The organism is Kitasatospora sp. NPDC059408 (assembly GCF_042751525.1).
In the GTDB taxonomy this organism is placed as follows: Bacteria; Actinomycetota; Actinomycetes; order Streptomycetales; family Streptomycetaceae; genus Kitasatospora.
Genome location: NZ_JBHYWI010000009.1, coordinates 113,950 through 132,758, shown reverse-complemented (window position 1 = coordinate 132,758; position 18,809 = coordinate 113,950). Strand labels below are relative to the sequence as shown.

Sequence of the window (18,809 nt, the reverse complement as noted above, 5' to 3'; positions counted from 1 at the left end):
ACCCCCGGTCCGGGCTACGCGGCCTCGTCCGCCGCCTCGGGCCGGGGCATCAGCGCGTCCCACAGCGGCGTCGACTCGCCGCGGTCGCGGGCGCTGAACTCCTGCCAGTACGAGCTCGCCCACGCCGTGATCGACGTCGCACCGCGGCTCGCCGACATCCTGACCGGCCTCCTCCGGGGGTACCGCGCGGGAGCGTGGGGCGGGAAGGACCTCCCGGGTACGCGCACTAGACTCACCGCGGCCGCGCCGTGGAGGGCGGTCGTACCCGTGCGTTGTGAGCGAAGGAGCGTCCGGCCGCCCATGGCTGACGAGATCGCCGTCGAGGCCCGGCCGCACCGGCCGCGGCCGGTCGAGGAAGAAGCACCCGGCGAACGCGGCCGTCGGATCGGCTCGCTCGGACTGCTCGTCGTCGGCATGCTCGCCGTGCTCGTCGGGCGGCAGGTCCTCGGTGACCGGACGGGGCCGGCGTGGCTGGAGGCGTGGGGGGCCGTGTTCGTCGCCGTCTGCGTACAGGCGCTGCCGTTCCTGCTGCTCGGCGTGGTGCTGTCGGCCGCGATCGCCGCGTTCGTCCCGGCCCGGTGGCTCGAACGGGCGTTGCCGCGCAACCCGTTGCTCGCCGTGCCGATCGCGGGCGCGGCCGGGGTCGTGCTGCCCGGCTGCGAGTGCGCGTCGGTGCCGGTGGCCGGGCGGCTGATCGCCCGTGGGGTGGCTCCGGCGGCGGCGCTGGCGTTCCTGCTCTCCTCGCCGGCCGTCAACCCGGTCGTGCTCGTGGCGACCGCCGTCGCCTTCCGGGGGCAGCCCGAGCTCGTGGCCGCGCGCTTCCTGGCCTCGCTGGCCACCGCCGTGGCGATGGGGCTGCTCTGGTCGCGGTTCGGCCGCCCGGAGTGGCTGCGGCCGAAGCCGGCGCCCGGCGGCCCGACCGGCCTGCCCGCCTTCCGGGCCTCACTGGAGCACGACTTCCTGCACGCCGGCGGTTTCCTGGTGATCGGCGGGATGACCGCGGCCACCCTCAACGTCGCCGTGCCGCGCGGCCTGCTCGGCGACCTGGCCGGACTGCCCGGCGTCTCCGTCCTCGTACTCGCCGTGCTGGCCGTGCTGCTCGCCGTCTGCTCGGAGGCGGACGCCTTCGTCGCCGCCGGACTCACCGGCTTCTCCACCACCGCCAAGCTCGCGTTCATGGTCGTCGGGCCGATGGTCGACGCCAAGCTCATCGCCCTCCAGGCCGGCACCTTCGGCCGGGCCTTCGCGTGGCGGTTCTGCGCCGCCACGTTCGTCGTCGCCGTCACCGCGGCGTCCCTGACCGGGTGGTGGCTCCTGTGAGGCGCGAAGTCCGGGCGCTGCTGCACGTCCTGCTCGGGGCGGCGGTGCTGCACATCTCGCTCTTCAGCGAGCTGTACCTGCGGTACGTGCGCAAGGAGCTGCGGCCGTACCTGATCGCGAGCGGCCTGCTGCTCGTCGTGGTCGGGCTGGTCGGTGCGGCCGTCGCCGCACAGGAGTTGCTGCACCCCGGCCGGCGCACCCGGGCCGAGGACGGGCACGACCACGGCCACGGCGCTCCCCGCACCGCGTGGCTGCTGCTCCTGCCCGTCCTCGCGATCTACCTGCTCCAGCCCCGGGCACTGGGAGCCTTCACCGCGCAGCACTCGGACAGCACCGCCGCCAAGCCCGCCGACCCCGCAGGCGGATTCGGGCCGCTGCCCGCGAACGGGCCGGTCGCCCTGCGGCTCGCCGACTTCGACGCCCGCGCCGTCTGGGACACCAGCGGTTCGCTCAAGGGACGGCAGGTCCGGCTCACCGGATTCGCCACGCCCGGCCCCGGCGGCGGGAGTTGGTACCTCACCCGGCTGACCATCACCTGCTGCGCCGCCGACGCGCAGACCAGCAAGGTCGAGGTCCACGACGTCGACGCACCGCCCGAGGGGACGTGGGTCGAGGTGACGGGCACGTGGCAGCCGGACGGGCGGAGCGGTGCCGTGCCCGCCCTCGCCGCGGACCGCGTCCGCCGCATCGCCGAGCCGGGAGACCCGTATGAGTGAGCACCCGTCGGAACCGGCGGCACGCGTGCAGCCCCGGCGCGGTGCGGCGGCCGTGCTCGCGCTCGGCGTCGTCGCCGCGCTCGCCTTCATGCCGTCCGTCCCGGACCGCCACGGCGGGCAGGCCGCACCACCCGCAGCGGACGCGCCGGCCGTCACCGTGCTCGGCGACGGCTCGACCTCCGACACCGGCCCGCAGCCCGGGCAGCCGACTCCCGTCCGACTCGGACCGGGTGAGCGGCCGCCGCAGTTCGTCGTCTTCTCCTTCGACTCCCCCGCCGAGGGCGACGGCCACCTCTTCTCCCGCGCCCGCGGAGCGGCCAGGGCGAACGGCGCCGACGTCACGTTCTTCCTCCGTGGCGTGGACCTGCTCCCCGCCTCCGTCCGCTGGCAGTACCAGCCGCCGCAACACGAGGTCGGCGCCGCCGCCGTCCCCCTCCCGGCCGACGGGGAGGTACGGGCGACGCTCCAGCAGGTCGGCCGCGCGTGGCTGGACGGCGACGAGATCGCCGACGGCTTCATCGGACAGTTCTGCGGGCCGAAGGGCGGCCGGGACTGGTCGACGGCCGACTGGCGGAGCGAGATCGGCCAGGGCTACTCGATGGTGAACTTCTGGAAGACCGGGACGGGCTTCGCCGACCTGCCCCCGCTGCCGTTCGACTACCAGACGGAGCTCGTCGGCGGCCGGGCACCGTGCCTGGAGGGCCGGGAGAACCTGCTTCCCGCCGAGCAGGACGCCGGCTGGCGCTACGACGTGGGCTCGCGGGAGGACACCGCGCGCTGGCCGGCGCGGACGGACGGGATCTGGGAATTCCCGCTGCTCGCCACGGACCGGACGCCGGAGGCGTACCGCAGCGCCTTCGACCGCACCTACCGGGGCAGCCGCGCACCGCTCGTCCTCGACACCGACCTGGGCTCCGGGAACGACGCCGGGCTCCAGGCCGCCGAGGCGGCGATGAAGGACCTGTGCCACCGCGACGGCGTCCGCTGCGTGTCCTTCCGGCAGCTCGCCGACTGGCTCGACGCCCAGGACCCGGTCGTCCTCGCCCGCCTCCGCACCCTCGCGCCGACGGACGCACCCGACCCGGCCGCCGTGGCGGGACGTTAGCGCACAGGGCTCACGCCCAGAGGTGCTCCCCGAGCACGGAGCCCTCCCGGGCGCCGGGCAGGACGTAGGCGACGGCGGAGGCCGTGTGGTCCAGGAACGGGTTGAGGGCGTCGCGCGCGGCGAGGCGGGTCTGGACACGGGTGAACTGGGCGGGGTCGCGCATGAAGGCGCAGAAGAGCAGGCCGCGGTCGGTGGGGCCGTCGTCGTAGCTGTAACCGCGGCGCAGCATGCGGGCGCCGCCGTCGAGGCGGGGGCTGGAGAGGCGGACGTGGGCGGTGGCGGGGATGACGTAGGAGCCGTCGGGGTTCTTGGCGTAGATGTCCGGGTCCTCGTGCTCGGTGGTGCCGGTGAGCGGGGCGCCGTCGGTCGCGCGGCGGCCCATCGCCTGGTCGCGGCGCTCCGCGGGGAGCGCGGCGAAGGCGGCGGTGTCCATGCGGATGCGGCGGTAGACGAGGACGGTGCCGTTCTCGTGCGGGCCGGGTGGGCCCCAGACCCACTGGCGGGCGGTCTCGTCGTCGGGGTTGGCCGTGCCGTCCTTGAAGCCGAAGAGGTTGCGCGGGGTGACGCCGGAGGGTGTGGGCGGCAGGAATCCGGACTGCGACCAGCGGGGCGTGGCGCCGGCGGCGTGGGTGGCCGCGGCGACGAGTTCGGCGGCGACGGCCAGGGTCCAGCGGTCGTCGGCGCACAGTTGCAGGAGCAGGTCGCCGCCGCTGCGCGCCGGGTCCAGGTGGTCTCCGGGGAAGGGCGGCAACTCCCCGAGGGCGGGCGGGACTTCGAGGCCCAGCTGGGACGCGATCGCGGGGCCCACGCCCACCAGTGACGTGAGTCGGCTCCCGGCGCCGCGGTCCAGGCGCGGGTCGGGCGGCAGGTCGGAGACGGCCCCGGAGAGGACGCGGGTCAGCTCGGCGAGGAGGGCGCGCAGGGCCTCCCGGTCGGCGGCCGGGGAGTTCTGGGGCAGGTCGAAGGCGAGGAGTTGGGTCGCCTCCTGCTGAGGGAACGTCAATCCTGCTTGCCGGACGCCGTGGAAGGGCGTCGGAGCGGGCGGGCGTGCCACCGGGCGACCCGACTCGGCCCCGCCGCCCGCCAGTTGACCGGCCGCCGCTCCGACACCGGCGGCGAGCACCGCACCGGCCGCGAACAGCGCCCTGCGCCGGCCGAACCCGGGGGCGGCATCGCGGTCCGGTTGCTGCGCGTTTTCCGGTTCGGTGGGCATGCGCGCTATTGGAGACGATAGAACACTGACTATGCAACTCCTCTCCTCGGGACGTGTGTTCGCCGCGCTGCTGGCAGCCACCGCGCTGGCGTCCGCCGGGTGTTCCTCCGCAGGCTCCGGCTCCGACGCCGCGAAGCATCCGGCCGGGAGCGTGCTGCGGGTGCCGCAGGACTTCCCCACCGTCCAGAAGGCCGTCGACGTGGCCCGCGACGGCGAGACCGTCCTCGTCTCCCCCGGCGTCTACCGCGAGAGCGTCCGCGTCACCAAGGCGCGCCTGACCCTCCGGGGCACCGACCGCAACGGCGTCGTCCTCGACGGCGGCCTCAAGCTGGTCAACGGCGTCACCGTGACCGGGCCCGGCTCGGTGGTCGAGAACCTCACCGTCCACGGCTACCTCGCCAACGGCGTGCTGTTCACGGGCGTCACCGACGAGAAGCTGCAGCAGCGCGGCGCCGGCGGCTCCGCGTACGACCCCCTGGACACCGCCCGCTTCCCGGTCGTCCAGGGCTTCCGCGCGAGCCGGGTGACGGCGTACGGCAACGGGCTGTACGGCATCTACGCGTTCGACGCGCGCGGCGGCGTGATCGAGGACTCGTACGCCTCCGGGCAGGCCGACTCGGGCATCTACGTCGGGCAGTGCAAGCCGTGCGACACGCTGGTGCGCGGCAACACGGTGGAGCGCAACGCCGTCGGCATCGAGCTGACGAACGCCTCGGACGGGCTGTCGGTGCTGGGCAACCGCGTCGTCGGCAACCGGGTCGGCGTCACCGTCAACTCCAACGACCTGGAGGCGCTCGCCCCGCAGCACGGCGCGGTGATCGCCGGGAACGTCGTCGCCGACAACAACGCCTCCGACACCCCCGAACAGGCGGACGGAGGCTTCGGCATCGGTATCGGCATCGGCGGCGGGACGGCCAACCTGGTTCGGCGCAACCTCGTCCGGGGCAACCGCGCGGCCGGCGTGATCATCACCGACCCGGCCGGGCACCCGGCGAGCGGCAACCGCGTCGAGGGCAACCGCACCGACGGAAACGGCGCCGACCTCGTCCTGGCCTCGGCCGACCCGGGCAACTGCTTCGGCGGCAACCAGCCCGCCGTCCAGAGCCCGGACGGGCTGGAGGGCCTGGCGGCGTGCGGTGCCCAGGGCCGCGGGCCGGTGCCCGGCGGGCGGGCGGCCCCGGTCCAGGCGCCGCCCGGCATTCCGTTCAGCCAGGTCGCCGCGCCGCCCGCGCAGCCGTCGCTGCCGGACCCGTCCGCGCCCGGCCGCCCGGCCACCGGCCTGCCGGGCGCGGTGGACGCGGACACGTACCCGCTGCCGACCGACGTCACCGCCGTTCCGCCGCAGCCGAGTTGATCCGAAAGACACGCCATAGCCGCCACGCCGTCGCCGTCCGGGTGACGGGCAGCCCGTGCACGCCGTAGATCCGCATGTTCGTCCTGAGCTGCACCTCCTCGGCAGGAACGGCGAGTCGGAGGTCCTCGGTCACGGCGTGCGGGCGTGCGGCCCCGACGAGCCGGGCACCGGGGCGTGCGTCAGCCGGTGAGCCACGGCGCTTCGGGGAGCTTCGCCCCGCCGTCGCGCCCCCTGAACTCCACGGCGGTCGGCGTGCCGAGCCCCGGCAGCCGCATCGTCACGCGGCGCAGCGTGCCGTCGCCGTCGACCCAGTACGTGAGGGGCGAGCGGCCGCCGTCGGGGGCGGCGCCCTGGGCGCGGGGGCCGGCGAAGCGGTCGTAGCCGCGGCCGTCGATGCGGTCCGGGCCGAGCCAACGGGCGCCGGACTGGGCGAGCAGGAGCGGGTTGTCGGGCCGGTCCGCGCCGAGCTGGACCATCAGCTGGAGGCCGGAGTCCAGCGGGTCCGCCGTGTAGGTGCGCGGCGACCAGCCGGAGCGGGGGACGTGTTCGGCCTGATCCCAGAACTCGCCCTTGTCGCCGGTGGGTTCGGGGGCGAGGCCGAGGCCACCGGTGTCCCAGACGATGAGGCCGCGGTCCGGCTGCGCGCCGGGCCCGGTGGTCGTGTAGCGGCCGACTCCCCGGCGGGTCCGGTAGTCGACGACGCCCTCGACGCGGATCTCCACTCCCCCGCCCTCGGCCGCGGTGAGGACCACGCCGACCGGACTGGCCTGGTAGAGGTTCAGTCGCGACAGGGCGAGCCTGGACGCCTCGTCCGTGGTGACCGGCCGCTCGGCCGTCCCGCCGGAGACCGTCCGATAGGCGACGAAACCGCCGGCGGCCAGGGCGCACACGACGACGGCGACGAGTGCTCCGAGCCGGAAGCGGCGTGGTTTGCGGGGCATGCGGCTGCTTTCTCCCTCAGGTGAGTCACGCCCGTCGGGCGGGTCTCCCGGACACCTCCGGGAGACCCGCCCGACCGAGCCCTTCCGGACCGTCAGCGCCTGGACCTGCGCCGGCGGGTCAGCACGAGCAGCGCCGCGCCGAGGGCGGTGAGCACCACCGCACCGGCCACGGCCGGCAGGAGCGCCCCGCTCGCGCCGGTGCCGGGCAACGTGCCGGGCACCGGGCGGGGTGCGGCCGGCGGCAGCGGATAGTCCGGGTTACCGGGGTTGCCGGGGCTACCGGGCACGGCCGGGCCGGTCTGCGCCGGCGGCGAGGACGGCGACGGCGTACCGGTCGGCACCGGAGTCGGCGTCGGCGTCGGCGTGGATGTGGGTGTGGGCGTGGGTGTGGGCGTGGGCGTCGGGGTGGGCGTCGGGGTGGGCGTCGGGATGAGCCGGTTGACCATCGTCACCGAGACCCCGGCGTCGAGGTTGTCCGCGGTCAGCACGAGCGGTGCGGACACCGACGGGTCCGGCGCGGAGTAGCCGTCCGGCGGGCTCACCTCCTGCCAGTAGTACGTCCCGGGTGTGCCGCTGCCCTGGCACACGCCGTCCGCCCCGGTGGTGCAGGGCTCACCGACGGGCGTGTCCGGCTTGTCCCCGGCGGTCTGGAGGCCGTCCGTGCCGTTGCTCTCCTTCCAGAGGCGGAACGTGGCCCCGGCCAGCGGTTTGCCGTCCTGGTCGTTCTTGACGACCCGCAGGACGCCCTCCTGCTGCCGGTAGCCGAAGTCGTACGTGTGGTCGTTCTCGCCCGGTCCGCCGGTGGTCAGCGACCGTTCGGGGAACCTCGCCCCGGCCGGGACGACGCCCTTGGAGTCGATGAAGTGGTTGTCCCCGACGTCGGCGGCGGTGGGCACCCACTGGTAGAGGGGGCCGCCCTTGGCGTAGTCCGCCGGGTTGTCGATCCGGATCGTGTACTTCGTCCGGGGTTTGAGGCCGCCGGTGACGTCGGAGTCGTCGAAGTAGTACTCGCCCCGCGTCGTCGTCCTCGTGGAGCCGACGACCTTGCCCGACTCGTCGTAGAGGTTGACGGTGGCGCCCGGGACCGGGCGCTGACCCGGGTTCTGGATGCCCTTGCGCTCGGGGTCGTACCAGACCCGGTTGCCGATCTGCAGCGGCGCCCGGTCGCACAGGACCTCCAGGTCGCCCATGGAGGCGCCCTTGCCGAACGGCGCGTTGTCCCTGGCCGGGTTGAGCCGGAAGCCGAGCTGAGGGTCCTGCTTGCCGTCCGCCCTCTGGAGGAACGACGTGCCGTACCCGAGGGCGGTGTGGTTGGGGTCGAAGGCGGAGACCGCGATGGTGTCCTCGACCTTGGAGAGCGCCATGCCGGCGAACGCCGTGTTGTGGTGGCCCACCCCGGCCCAGGCGGTGTCGAAGAACCGGTTGCCCCGGGGGGCGAGGCCGCAGCCGCCGTTGGTGTCCAGCACGTAGGTGCCGTGCACCGGACAGGCCTTGTTCAGGTCGCCGCCGGACATGACGCGGGCGGGGGCGCCCGGCCCGACCGCGCCCGGCGCGCGGTCGGCGAAGCGGTCGCGGAAGGCCAGCAGCATCGACCCGTCGGTCTCGAAGCCGATCTCGCCCAGCTCCGGCTCGGGGTTGGCCATGGTGCCGAGACCGCACGGACGGCCGTTCTGCGCCGTCGGGTAGGTGCTCGTCCACGGGAACCAGCCCGCGCCGTCGCAGGGGCCCGAGCCCACGGTGGACTTGCGCGGGTAGTCCAGCGGCTGGTCCAGCACCGGCTTGCCGAACGCCCCGGTGACGAGGTCGAACGGCAGGACCACCGCGCGCACGTCGGTGAGCTTCCCGGTGGACTCGCCGGAGCACACCCCGCCGAGGTAGCCGGTGCCGTCCTGCAGGCCGAGGCCGAACGGGCGCCAGTCCCCCGCCGCCGGGCAGCCCGGGTCGGGGATCGGGTAGGCGGCCGACGGCGCCCCGGCGCTCGGGACGGTGGCGTCGTAGCGGTACAGCTTGCGGTCGTCGAGGTTGACGACGAACAGGTCCTTGCCGTCGTCGGTGATCTTGATGCCGCCGAGGCTCTCCTTGCCCGGCGCGTCGACGAAGGCGTCGTCCGTACCCCCGCCGTGGACGCTCGTGCCGGCGTCCGGGACGGTGGTGAACAGCGTCGTCGTCCTCTGCGCGAGGTCGGTGACGTAGATCGCGCCCGCGCCGCCCGGGCCGTACCCGGTGGTGCGCTTGGCGACCGCCGAGGAGAACACCCGCCGGTCGGCCTTGTTCCACGCGATGCCGAACAGCGTGCCGGTCTCGGCGTTGGTGGCGATGGTCGTGGCGTTCACGCCCTCGCCGTCCTGGCCGCGCGCGCTGTACGGGAAGGAGACCAGCGTGCGCTGTGCGCCGCCCTCGCGGGCCATGGGCTGGCACGTCGTCACCAGCGGCGCGTTCTTCTGGCAGTAGTCACCCGGGTTCCACAGCCCGGTGGTGTAGGACACGTTCCTGCCGCCGGAGAGGTCGACGAACTCCTCGTTGCTGCTCAACCGGCCGGGCGCGCCGTCCAGCCCCTGGCGGGAGGCGAAGGCCGGGAACAGCACGCCCGGCTTCGGATTCACCACCTGCACGCGGTACTTGCCGCCGGTCGCCTTGCTCGTGGCCGGCGCGAGCGTCACCATGCCGTTGGCCGCGGTGGTGCCCTCGACGCCGACACCGGAGTCGTCCGTCAGCGTCACCTTCACGCCCGCGATGCCCGGCTCCAGCGCGGACTTGTACACGCCGCTCGTGTCCACGGCCCGGACCACCCGGACCGTCACGGACCCGTCGCCCGTCTGCGGGAACGCGGCCGGGGCCGCCAGCAGCGAGCAGCCGCCCACCCCGACGGCGAGCACCGCGACGCTGCCCGCCGCGCGGCGGGCGGATCTGCGCGCGCGGCCCCGGCCCGGTCCGCGCGCGGTGCCGTTGGGCTCTTCGTCTGTCGTCGTCATCCCCTGCTCTCATCGTCCAGAAGGGCGCTGCGGCCCTTGCTCGTTGGAGAGTTCACGGGGTGGCGGGAAACCGCCATCCTTAACGGGAGCTTAAAGCGGCTTGACGCAATCAGGATGAAGAACGGGAACTTTGACGGCTCATCAGACAAAGCCCGGAGCCGCCGTCGAACACTTCCGCGAATGGACACATCTCCCCCAGCGCTTGTTCACACACGCCGAATGGCGACTCCAAGCGCTTCTTTGAGACCGCCAAAGCTTCCACAATATGCGACAAACCGGGCAGAGTTGACCTAGTGTCAGATGTTTGCAAAGTGGCTGGTGCGACGACCGGGAAGATCTTGACACCCCTCCGGGACGGCGGTTTCACTGACAGCGCTCCTCCACCGGAGCCACATCTTCCCGAGCCGCACCGGCGGCCGGACGCCCGCACCGAGATCACCCCCGCAGCGAGATCACGTCCTCACCGGGATCCCGCACGTTTGCGCTCGATAGCACCAGGAATGGGAGAAGCCAGATGGGGAGCGGACAGAACACCGACGGTGGCTGTTGTCCCGGCGAGTCACCCGAAGCCAATGAACCATTCCCGCTGACCGAGATCCAGTACGCGTACTGGGTCGGGCGCGGGCCCAATTTCGTCCTCGGCAACGTCGCGCCCCACGCCTACTTCGAGCTGGAGGGCCGCCGGCTCGACCCGGACCTGCTGAACCGCACCTGGCGCCGCCTGCTGGAGCGCCACGGCATGCTGCGGGCGGTCGTCCACGAGGGCGGCGAGCAGCAGATCCTCGCCGAGGCCCCGCCGTTCGAGATCGCCTTCGAGGACCTGTCCCAGGTGCCCGCGGAGGAGGCGCAGGCCCGGCTCGCCGAGGTCCGCCTGGACCTGTCGGAGCGGGTCTACGACCCCTCCGTGTGGCCGCTGTTCGACATCCGGCTGACCCGCCTGCCCGAGCACGACCGGCTGCACGTGAGCCTCGACCTGCTCATGGTCGACCTGGCCAGCATCGCCGGGCTGTTCAGCGAGTGGAGCGCGCTCTGCCGCGACGAGCGGGCCGAACTCCCGCCGGTCGACGTCTCCTTCCGCGACTACGTGCTCGCGCTGGAGAACGGCACCCAGTCGCCGCGGCACAAGCGCTCGATGGAGTACTGGGTCTCCCGCGCCGAGGAGCTCGCCCCGCCGCCGGAGCTGCCGCTGGCCAAGCCCCCGGCGCGCATACCCAAGCCGCGCTTCACGCACCGCGAGTACCACCTCCCGCCGCAGCTGTGGCAGCGCTTCCAGGAGCGCTCGGAGGAGGCCGGCCTCACCCCGACCGCCGTACTGGCGACGGTCTTCGCCGAGACCCTGCGGATGTGGAGCGGCACGCCGAAGTTCGCACTGAACCTCACGCTCTTCAACCGCCTGCCGCTGCTCCTCGCCGAGAACGCGAAGGGCCACCGCACCGTCCACCCCCACCTGCAGAACCTGATCGGCGACTTCACCTCGATCTGCCTCCTGGAGATGGACACCACCGGCGACCTCCCCTTCGAGGACCGCGTCGCCCGCACCCAGACCCAGCTCCAGCAGGACCTGCGCCACCGCTACGTCAGCGCCCTGCACGCGCTGCGCGAGCGGCGCCGGCGCGGCCTGCAGACCAACTTCGAGACCATGCCGGTCGTCTTCACCAGCGGCCTCGGCACCGTCGCCGACGTCTCCGGGCCGATGGCCTACTTCGGCGACATCACCTACCGGCTCAGCCAGACCCCGCAGGTGTGGCTGGACCACCAGGTGGTCGACTTCACCGGCTCGCTGGACCTCACCTGGGACGCCGTCGAGGAGCTCTTCCCCGAAGGACTCCTGGACGACATGTTCGCGACCTACACGGCGGCGGTCCGCGCGCTCGCCGAGGACGACGCGGTCTGGGCGGCCGGCCCCGCCCTCGCCCTGCCCGCCGGCCAGGCCACCGAGCGCGACGGCGCGAACGACACCGCGGGCGAACTGCCCGGGGGCCTGCTGCACCAGGGCCTGCTCAAGGGCGCCGCCGAGCACCCCGAGCGGCCCGCCGTGATCCACGGCGCCGGGACGGTCACCTACGGCGGCCTCGCCGCGCAGGCCGCGTCCGTCGCCGAGCGGGTCCGCCGCACCGCCGACGGCACCGGTCTGCGCGACCGCCTGGTCGGCATCACCCTGCCCAAGGGCCCGGACCAGGTCGCCGCCGCCCACGGCGTGCTGCTCGCCTCGGCCGCCTACCTGCCCGTCGGCCCCGCGCTGCCGCCCGCCCGCCGGTCGGCACTGCTGACCGACGGCGAGGCGCTCGCCGTCGTGACGGACGCCGCGCACCTGGACGCGCCGGACTGGCCCGAGGGCCTGCCGAGGCTGGACGTCGAGGGCGCCGCCGACCCGGCCGCCCCGGCGGACGCCGCCCGGCCCGAGGACCTCGCCTACGTCCTCTACACCTCCGGCTCGACCGGGCGCCCCAAGGGCGTCATGATCGAGCACCGGGCCGCGCTCAACACCGTCGCCGACATCAACGAGCGCTTCGGCGTCGGCCCCGGGGACCGCGTGTTCGGCCTCGCCGACCTCGGCTTCGACCTCTCGGTCTACGACCTCTTCGGCACCTTCCTCGCCGGCGGCGCCCTCGTGCTGCCCGACGAGGACAAGCGCCGCGAGCCGAGCCACTGGGCCGAGCTGATGGCCCGGCACGGCGTCACCGTGTGGAACTCCGTCCCGGCCCAGATGCAGATGCTCGTCGACCACGTCGAGCTCACCGGCGAGGTCCCCGAGGGCCTGCGCCTGGTCCTGCTCAGCGGCGACTGGATCCCGCTGGACCTGCCCGAGCGCATCCTCGCGCTGTGGCCCGAGGCCCGCGTGATCAGCCTCGGCGGCGCCACCGAGGCGTCCATCTGGTCCAACTGGCACCCGGCCGACGAGGTCCCCGAGGGCTGCCCGAGCGTCCCGTACGGCAAGCCGCTGCGCAACCAGGCCTTCCACGTGCTCGACGAGCGCATGGAGCCGTGCCCGGTGTGGGTTCCCGGCGAGCTGTACATCGCCGGCGCCGGTCTCGCCCGCGGCTACTTCCGCGACCCCGAGCGCACCGAAGCGAGCTTCGTCCACCACCCGCGCACCGGCGAACGGCTCTACCGCACCGGCGACTTCGGCCGCTACCTGCCGGACGGCGTGCTCCAGTTCCTCGGCCGCCGGGACGGCCAGGTCAAGATCGGCGGCCACCGCATCGAGTGCGGCGAGGTCGAGGCCGTCCTCCAGCGCCACCCCGGCGTGGAGAACGCCGTCGTCGTCAAGTCCGCCGACGACCCGACCAACGCGCGCCTGCTCGGCTACGTCGTGCCGGACCGCACCGACGGCTCCCTGCTGGTCACCGAGACGGCGGACCCGGCCGAGGCCGACCGCCGCCGCGCGGCCCTCGCCTCGGCCGCGACCTTCGCCGCCCCCGGCCCCGACGCCGACACCCTGCTCGGCGCCTGGTCCGCGCTCGACGACCTGCACGCCGCGGCCGCCGCCGTCGCCTTCCGCACCCTCGGCCTGCCGCACCTGCCCGGCGAGCGCTTCGACCCGTCCGCCGCCACCGCGGCCGGCGTGGCCACCCGCTACGAACGCTGGCTGGCCCGCGCCACCGACGCCCTGGTGCGCCACGGCGACCTGCGCACCACCGGGGACGGCCTCGAAGTGGCCGTCGAGTTCCCGAAGTCCGTCCCCGACACCGTCGCCGACGCCGCCCGCGCCGCGCTCGGCGGCACCCTGGACGTGCCCGGGGACCTCATCGACTGGATGCTCTCGCTGGCCGGCAACGTCGCCGCCATCCTCACCCAGTCCCTGCACTCGGCCGAGCTCTACGCCTCGGACCGCACGCCCGAGGTGTACGCCCGCCTCTTCGGCCCCGCCTACGCCGTCGCCACCGAGGCGGTGGCCCGGCTCGTCGCCGACTGGCCGGCGGACCGCCCGCTGCGCGTCGTCGAGGTCGGCGGCGGCTACGGCACGCTCACGCAGCACCTGCTGCCGCTGCTGCCCGCCGACCGCACCGACTACCTGTTCACGGACATCTCGACCTACTTCACCGACCGCGCCCAGGAGAACTTCGGGGAGCACGAGTTCGTCCGGTACGGGCTGTTCAACCTCGACCAGGAGCCCGAACTCCAGGGCCACGACGGCCTGTCGGCCGACCTCGTGATCGCCGCCAGCGTCCTGCACGACACCCGGGACATCGCCACCAGCCTCGGCACCCTGCGCTCCGTCCTCGCCCCCGGCGGCCTGCTGCTGATGGTCGAACAGACCGCCATGCACCCGTGGTTCGACCTCACCATGGGCCTCCAGCAGGGCTTCGACGGCTGGACGGACACCGCGTTCCGCACCTGGGGCCACCCGCTGCTCGACTGCCCCCAGTGGGCCGGGCTGCTCACCGAGTGCGGCTACGGCGACACCGCGGTGCTCACCCGCGACGGCGACGGACCGGCCGCGGTCGGCTTCGACGTCCTGGCCGCCGAAGGCCCCGCGGTGCAGCGGCGCTTCGACCGCGACGCGCTGCTCGCGCACGCGGCCGCGCACCTGCCCAAGCACATGGTCCCGGCGCGGCTCAGCCCGCTGGAGCGGATGCCGCTCAGCGCCACCGGCAAGATCGACCGCTCGGTCCTCGCCAAGGCCGGCGCCCGGGGCGTGCAGCGCGGACGGCCGGTGCGTCCGCCGGTCACCGACCGGCAGGCGAAGCTCGTCGAGATCTACCGCTCGATCCTCGGCGTGAACCAGATCGACCTCGCCGACGACTTCCTGGAGGCGGGCGGCGACTCGCTGCTCGCGGCCCGGATCGCCGTCTCCCTGCAGCGCACCTTCGGCGTCGAGGTGCCGGTCGCCGTCGTCCTGCAGAACTCGACGGTGGCCGACGTGGACGCGTGGTTCGAACCGCAGCTCGGCCCGGCGAACCCGCTCGACGTGCCGGCGACCGCTTCCCCCGCATCCGACGCACCCCAGGAGGACGTGTGACACGCGACAGGCTCGTCGAGTGGCTCGCCGACTACATCGCCGAACTGCTGGACATCGCGGTCGAGGAGGTCGGCACCGAGCTCCCGCTGACCGCGCTCGGCGTCGACTCGGCCACCACCCTGGTGCTGGCGGCCGACCTCGGGACGAAGCTGCGCCGGCAGGTGCGGCCCAAGGAGATCCTGGAGCACCCGACGATCGAGGGCCTGGCCGAGTACCTGGCGTCGGCCGGTACCGAGGCGGACGCCCTTGACGCCGGCACCGTTGACGCCGTCGCCGCCGGAACGGCCGAGGTGAGGTGACGTGACCGGCATGGCGGAACCGCACACCCCCCAGTGGACCATCAGGGCACCGGGCCCGTCCGGGCCGCGCACCCTGTACTGCTTCCCGCACGGAGGCGGTTCCGCCGCCGAGTACGTCCGGTGGGGCCGGCAGCTGGAGGGCCTGAACGTCCTGGCCGTCCAGCTGCCCGGCCGGGGCTCCCGGCTCGACGAGGAACCGTGCACGTCGATGGCCGACCTCGTCGACCGGCTCGCGAAGGAGCTGCCACTCAGCACCCCCTTCGTGTTCTTCGGGCACAGCTTCGGCGCCCTCGTGTGCTACGAACTCACCCACCGGCTCATCGAGTTGGGCCGTCCACTGCCGGAGCGGCTGATCCTCTCCGGCTACCCGGCACCCGAACTGGCCCGGCACGAGCAGGGGTTCCACCTCCTGCCCGACACGGAACTGCTCGGCGCCGTGAACGAGCGGCACGGCGGCATCCCCGAAGAGCTCCTGGCCGACCCCGAGCTGGCGCGGCTCTCGGCGGCCGGGCTGCGGGCGGACTACCGGATCCTGGAGACCTACCGGTGGTACGAACGGCCGCCGCTGCCCGTACCGTTCACGGTGCTCGGTGGCGACCGCGACCTCATCTCCCGGGAGCAGCTCACCGCCTGGGAGCGGCACACCGACGCCGGGCCGGTCCAGGTCCGGCTGTTCCCCGGGGGCCACTTCTACTTCCGCGAACGGCAGCACGCGGCCGTCCTGCGGAACGTCCGGGCGGCGGCGGCATGCTGACGTTCGCCGTCGCCGCGCTCGTCCTCATCATGATCCCCGGCCCCGACCAGGCGCTGATCACCCGCAACGCCCTGGTCGGCGGCCGGGTCGCCGGCCTGTACACCACGCTCGGCGGCATGCTGGGGCTCAGCGTGCACGTGTCGGCCGCATCACTGGGGGTGTCGTCGCTCCTGGTCGCGTCCGCCGTGGCGTTCACCGTGCTGAAGGCCGTCGGGACGCTGTACCTGGTGTGGATGGGCATCGGCACGCTGCGCGCCGCCCGGAAGTCGGCGCGGACGACGGCCGACGCGGAGGCGTCGGAGGCGGCCGGGAAGACCTGGCTGATGTACGTGCGGCAGGGCTTCCTGTCGAACGCGCTCAACCCGAAGGTGGCACTGTTCTTCGTCACCTTCCTGCCGCAGTTCCTCCCCACGACCGGGCACACGCTGGGCCGGGCGCTGGTGCTCTCGGCCGAGTTCGTGGTGCTGTACCTGCTGTGGTTCGGCCTCTACACCGTCACCGTCGACCGCTTCGGCGCCTTCCTGCGCCGCCCGAAGGTCCGCAGCCGCATCGAGCAGGTCACGGGCGTGCTGCTGATCGGCTTCGGCGTGCGGCTGGCACTGATGCAGTGACACCGCCGTGGGGGTGTCCCGACCGGACACCCCCGCACAGGGTTCTCCGACCACGGCCGGGGCCGGGTTCCGCCCGGCCCCGGCCGTCCGACATCATGGCGGGTTCCGACATCGATTCGGGTGGAGAACGGGAGAACGGTGCAGCCGAAGGATCCCAGGACCCGGGCGGGACGATGGGCCGTCGCGCCGCTCGTCGCGCTGGCGGGGCTCGTCATGATGCTGGCCGGCGCCGCGATGGCCACCGTGTGCGTGCTCAGCATCGGGTACCCGCTGCGGCTCGCCGGGGAGCCCGGCCTGCTGGCCGTCTCGGGCTGCATCACCGAGGGCAGCGGCAAACAGGCCCACACCACCTGCTTCGGCACCTTCACCCCCGACTCGGGCGCCGCCGCCGTTCCGACGTCCTACGACGGCTCCCTGCCGGCCCACGCCCGCGTCCCCGTCCAGTACGTCCCCTCCGAGGACACCACCCACCGCGTGGGCGTGGCCTACGCCGGCGTCCGCGTCCTCGGCACCTGCTTCGGCCTGTTGACCGTCATCGGCGGCAGCCTCGGCATCGGCCACGCCGTCCGGATCATCGCGCCCCGCCACGCGGCCCGCTGGCGCAAGGCCGTCCCCGAGCGCCTCGCCGGGTGGGTCGTGGTGGTGCTGCTCGCCCTGACGGCCGTCTCGGGCGTGACCAGCGTGGTGGCGTACCTGCTGGCGGACTGACCTGCGGCGAGCGCTACTTCACGGCCGCGAGGATGCCTTTGACCATGTCGCTGGTCGTGACAGACACCGCGTCGTCCTGGTAACCCTGCCCGTGCGGGACGTACGCCCGGACGACCCTGCTGCCGGCCACGGTGGCCAGGCGGTAGTCCCGCTCGTGGGCCGCGGCGTCGTCCTTCGTCGACTGGTAGGCGCGGTCGCCGAGCGCGACCGGCGGCACGGACCGCGTCCCGGTGTCGCCCTTGGCCCAGTCCGCGTAGAACTGCTGGGCCTGTTCGGGTGTGCGGAAGGTCAGGGTGTCCACGATGACGTAGGTGCCGGCCCCGGGCCCGAGCCGCAGGGTGCACTTCTGGTCGGTGAACGCGTCCGCGGTCCCCGGGTGGTACGAGTCGGTCTTCCCCTGGGGAGTCCGCTCCTGCTTGCCGAAGAGCCGCTCCAGCCCACCGGTGTCGGTGTTCAGGCACTCGGCGGGCAGCGGCCCGAGCGGGGTCCCGGTGGGGCTCGGGGCGACCACCGGGGTGATCCCCGAGGTGGCCGTCGGCGGGCCGGGCAGGGTGATCGTACGCTCCGAATCGGACGTCCCGGAGCCCGGGTTCAGCACCACGGCCGCCGTGATCGCCGCCACGGCCGCCACGGCGACCGCGATCCCGGCGAGCAGCGGCGTGCGCCGCCTGGTGTCCGCCGGTGCCGGTGGCCGAAGGGCCATCGTCGGGTCCGGCACGGGGTCCGGCGTCGGAGGCTGCGAGACCTCCGTCGGGGTCGGGACGGGCTGCGGTGCGTCCTCCGTCCGCTCCGGCGCAGCGTCGAGGTTGAGCAACTCCACCGTCCGACGGCCGATCTGGGCCATCAGCGGGGCCGCGAGCCAGCCGGCGGCGACCAGGTCGGCGGCGCCGCCCGGGGCGAGCCGGGCCGCGACCTGCCGCGGGGTCGGCCGCGCGGCCGGGTCCTTGGCCAGGCAGGCCTCCGCCACCTCTCGCAACTCGCCCTGTAGGCCGCCGAGTTCGGGATCGCCGTGCGCCACCTTGTACAGCAGGGCGGCCGCGCTGTCCGCGCCGAACGGCGACGCTCCGGTGGCCGCGAACGCCAGCACCGCGCCGAGCTGGAACACGTCCGAGGCCGGGCCCAGCGGCTGGTCCTGCACCTGTTCCGGCGACATGTAGCCGGGCGAACCCACCACGACCCCGGTGCTGGTGAGCGCGGACGTGGCGAGGCTGTCCATCGCCCGCGCGATCCCGAAGTCGATCAGCACCGGGCCGTCCGGCGACAGCATCACGTTCGACGGCTTGAGGTCGCGGTGGATCAGCCCCAGCCCGTGGACCGCCGTCAGCGCCTCGGCGAGCCCGGCGGCCAGCGCCCGCACGCCGTCCTCGGACAGCGGCCCGAACTGCGCCACGGCCTCGGCCAGCGCGGGCCCGGCGACGTACCCGGTGGCGACCCACGGCTCCGGCGACTCCGTGTCCGAGTCGAGCACCGGCGCCGTCCACGCCCCGCCGACCCGGCGCGCCGCGGCCACCTCACGCCGGAAGCGGGCCCGGAACTCGGCGTCCGCCGCCAGCTCCGGCCGCACGACCTTGACCGCGACGGTCCGCCCGCCGGCCGTCCGCCCCAGGTAGACGCAGCCCATGCCGCCCGCGCCCAGCCGCCCGAGCAGCCGGTACGACCCGACGACGGAAGGATCCCCGGCCTGCAACGGCTGCATCGTCACACCACTCCCCGTTCGCCGCCCCGCCGCTGTCCGGCCACGGCACCCCGAATGTGCCGCCCAGAGCTTAGCGGTATCCCTCAGACCCGCCCCCGCGCAGCCTGCGCCGCCCGTGCGGCCTGCGCGGCCACCGCCATGGCCCGCCGGGCCGAGG

The 18,809-nt window shown here is 74.1% G+C and carries 14 protein-coding genes; 9 read left to right on the top strand and 5 right to left on the bottom strand.

Annotated elements, in window-relative coordinates; all coding sequences use genetic code 11:
- Positions 1-14: 14 nt before the first annotated feature.
- Positions 15-158, bottom strand: coding sequence for a hypothetical protein (locus ACFXDE_RS09250; RefSeq protein ID WP_380492417.1), 144 nt, complete (start codon positions 156-158; stop codon positions 15-17).
- Between the two features lie 142 nt (positions 159-300).
- Here ACFXDE_RS09250 and ACFXDE_RS09245 point away from each other — a divergent pair, with 142 nt between their 5' ends.
- The 3 genes from ACFXDE_RS09245 to ACFXDE_RS09235 are packed head-to-tail and all read left to right on the top strand — an operon-like array spanning position 301 to position 3,141.
- The gene (locus tag ACFXDE_RS09245; RefSeq protein ID WP_380444841.1) at positions 301-1,320 is read left to right on the top strand and encodes a permease; all 1,020 of its coding nucleotides are present in this window, start codon (positions 301-303) and stop codon (positions 1,318-1,320) included.
- Positions 1,317-2,036: a TIGR03943 family putative permease subunit gene (locus tag ACFXDE_RS09240; protein WP_380492415.1), complete on the top strand. Its 720-nt coding sequence runs from the start codon at positions 1,317-1,319 to the stop codon at positions 2,034-2,036. The genes ACFXDE_RS09245 and ACFXDE_RS09240 overlap by 4 nt, the downstream gene beginning before the upstream one ends.
- A complete protein-coding gene (locus ACFXDE_RS09235) occupies positions 2,029-3,141 on the top strand; it encodes a hypothetical protein (protein WP_380492413.1) in 1,113 nt (370 codons plus the stop codon). The genes ACFXDE_RS09240 and ACFXDE_RS09235 overlap by 8 nt, the downstream gene beginning before the upstream one ends.
- Before the next feature lie 10 nt (positions 3,142-3,151).
- Here ACFXDE_RS09235 and ACFXDE_RS09230 read toward each other — a convergent pair whose 3' ends face one another.
- A complete protein-coding gene (locus ACFXDE_RS09230; RefSeq protein WP_380492411.1) occupies positions 3,152-4,354 on the bottom strand; it encodes a Dyp-type peroxidase in 1,203 nt (400 codons plus the stop codon).
- A 31-nt stretch (positions 4,355-4,385) separates the two neighbouring features.
- Here ACFXDE_RS09230 and ACFXDE_RS09225 point away from each other — a divergent pair, with 31 nt between their 5' ends.
- Positions 4,386-5,708 carry a right-handed parallel beta-helix repeat-containing protein gene (locus tag ACFXDE_RS09225; RefSeq protein WP_380492409.1) on the top strand — a complete coding sequence of 441 codons (1,323 nt, stop codon included), beginning with the start codon at positions 4,386-4,388 and terminating at the stop codon, positions 5,706-5,708.
- Between the two features lie 179 nt (positions 5,709-5,887).
- Here the strand turns inward: ACFXDE_RS09225 and ACFXDE_RS09220 are convergent, their stop codons facing one another.
- Positions 5,888-6,649, bottom strand: a complete 762-nt coding sequence (locus ACFXDE_RS09220; RefSeq protein ID WP_380492407.1) for a hypothetical protein — start codon at positions 6,647-6,649, stop codon at positions 5,888-5,890.
- A gap of 92 nt (positions 6,650-6,741) precedes the next feature.
- Positions 6,742-9,621: an SdrD B-like domain-containing protein gene (locus tag ACFXDE_RS09215; protein ID WP_380492405.1), complete on the bottom strand. Its 2,880-nt coding sequence runs from the start codon at positions 9,619-9,621 to the stop codon at positions 6,742-6,744.
- Between the two features lie 514 nt (positions 9,622-10,135).
- Here ACFXDE_RS09215 and ACFXDE_RS09210 point away from each other — a divergent pair.
- The 5 genes from ACFXDE_RS09210 to ACFXDE_RS09190 all read left to right on the top strand — a co-directional run bounded on the left by ACFXDE_RS09210 (position 10,136) and on the right by ACFXDE_RS09190 (position 16,956).
- Positions 10,136-14,584 (top strand): amino acid adenylation domain-containing protein, encoded by a 4,449-nt coding sequence (locus ACFXDE_RS09210; RefSeq protein ID WP_380492403.1) that lies wholly within the window; start codon positions 10,136-10,138, stop codon positions 14,582-14,584.
- Positions 14,581-14,883, top strand: coding sequence for an acyl carrier protein (locus tag ACFXDE_RS09205; protein WP_380492401.1), 303 nt, complete (start codon positions 14,581-14,583; stop codon positions 14,881-14,883). The genes ACFXDE_RS09210 and ACFXDE_RS09205 overlap by 4 nt, the downstream gene beginning before the upstream one ends.
- 10 nt (positions 14,884-14,893) lie before the next feature.
- On the top strand, positions 14,894-15,637 hold the full coding sequence (locus tag ACFXDE_RS09200; protein ID WP_380492448.1) for a thioesterase II family protein: 744 nt from the start codon (positions 14,894-14,896) through the stop codon (positions 15,635-15,637).
- A complete protein-coding gene (locus tag ACFXDE_RS09195) occupies positions 15,631-16,248 on the top strand; it encodes a LysE family translocator (RefSeq protein WP_380492399.1) in 618 nt (205 codons plus the stop codon). Before ACFXDE_RS09200 ends, ACFXDE_RS09195 begins: the two co-directional genes overlap by 7 nt.
- 138 nt (positions 16,249-16,386) lie before the next feature.
- Positions 16,387-16,956, top strand: coding sequence for a hypothetical protein (locus ACFXDE_RS09190; protein WP_380492397.1), 570 nt, complete (start codon positions 16,387-16,389; stop codon positions 16,954-16,956).
- Positions 16,957-16,969: 13 nt separating this feature from the next.
- Here the strand turns inward: ACFXDE_RS09190 and ACFXDE_RS09185 are convergent, their stop codons facing one another.
- Complete coding sequence (locus ACFXDE_RS09185; protein ID WP_380492395.1) at positions 16,970-18,652, bottom strand: serine/threonine-protein kinase; 1,683 nt, start codon at positions 18,650-18,652, stop codon at positions 16,970-16,972.
- Positions 18,653-18,809: the final 157 nt, after the last annotated feature.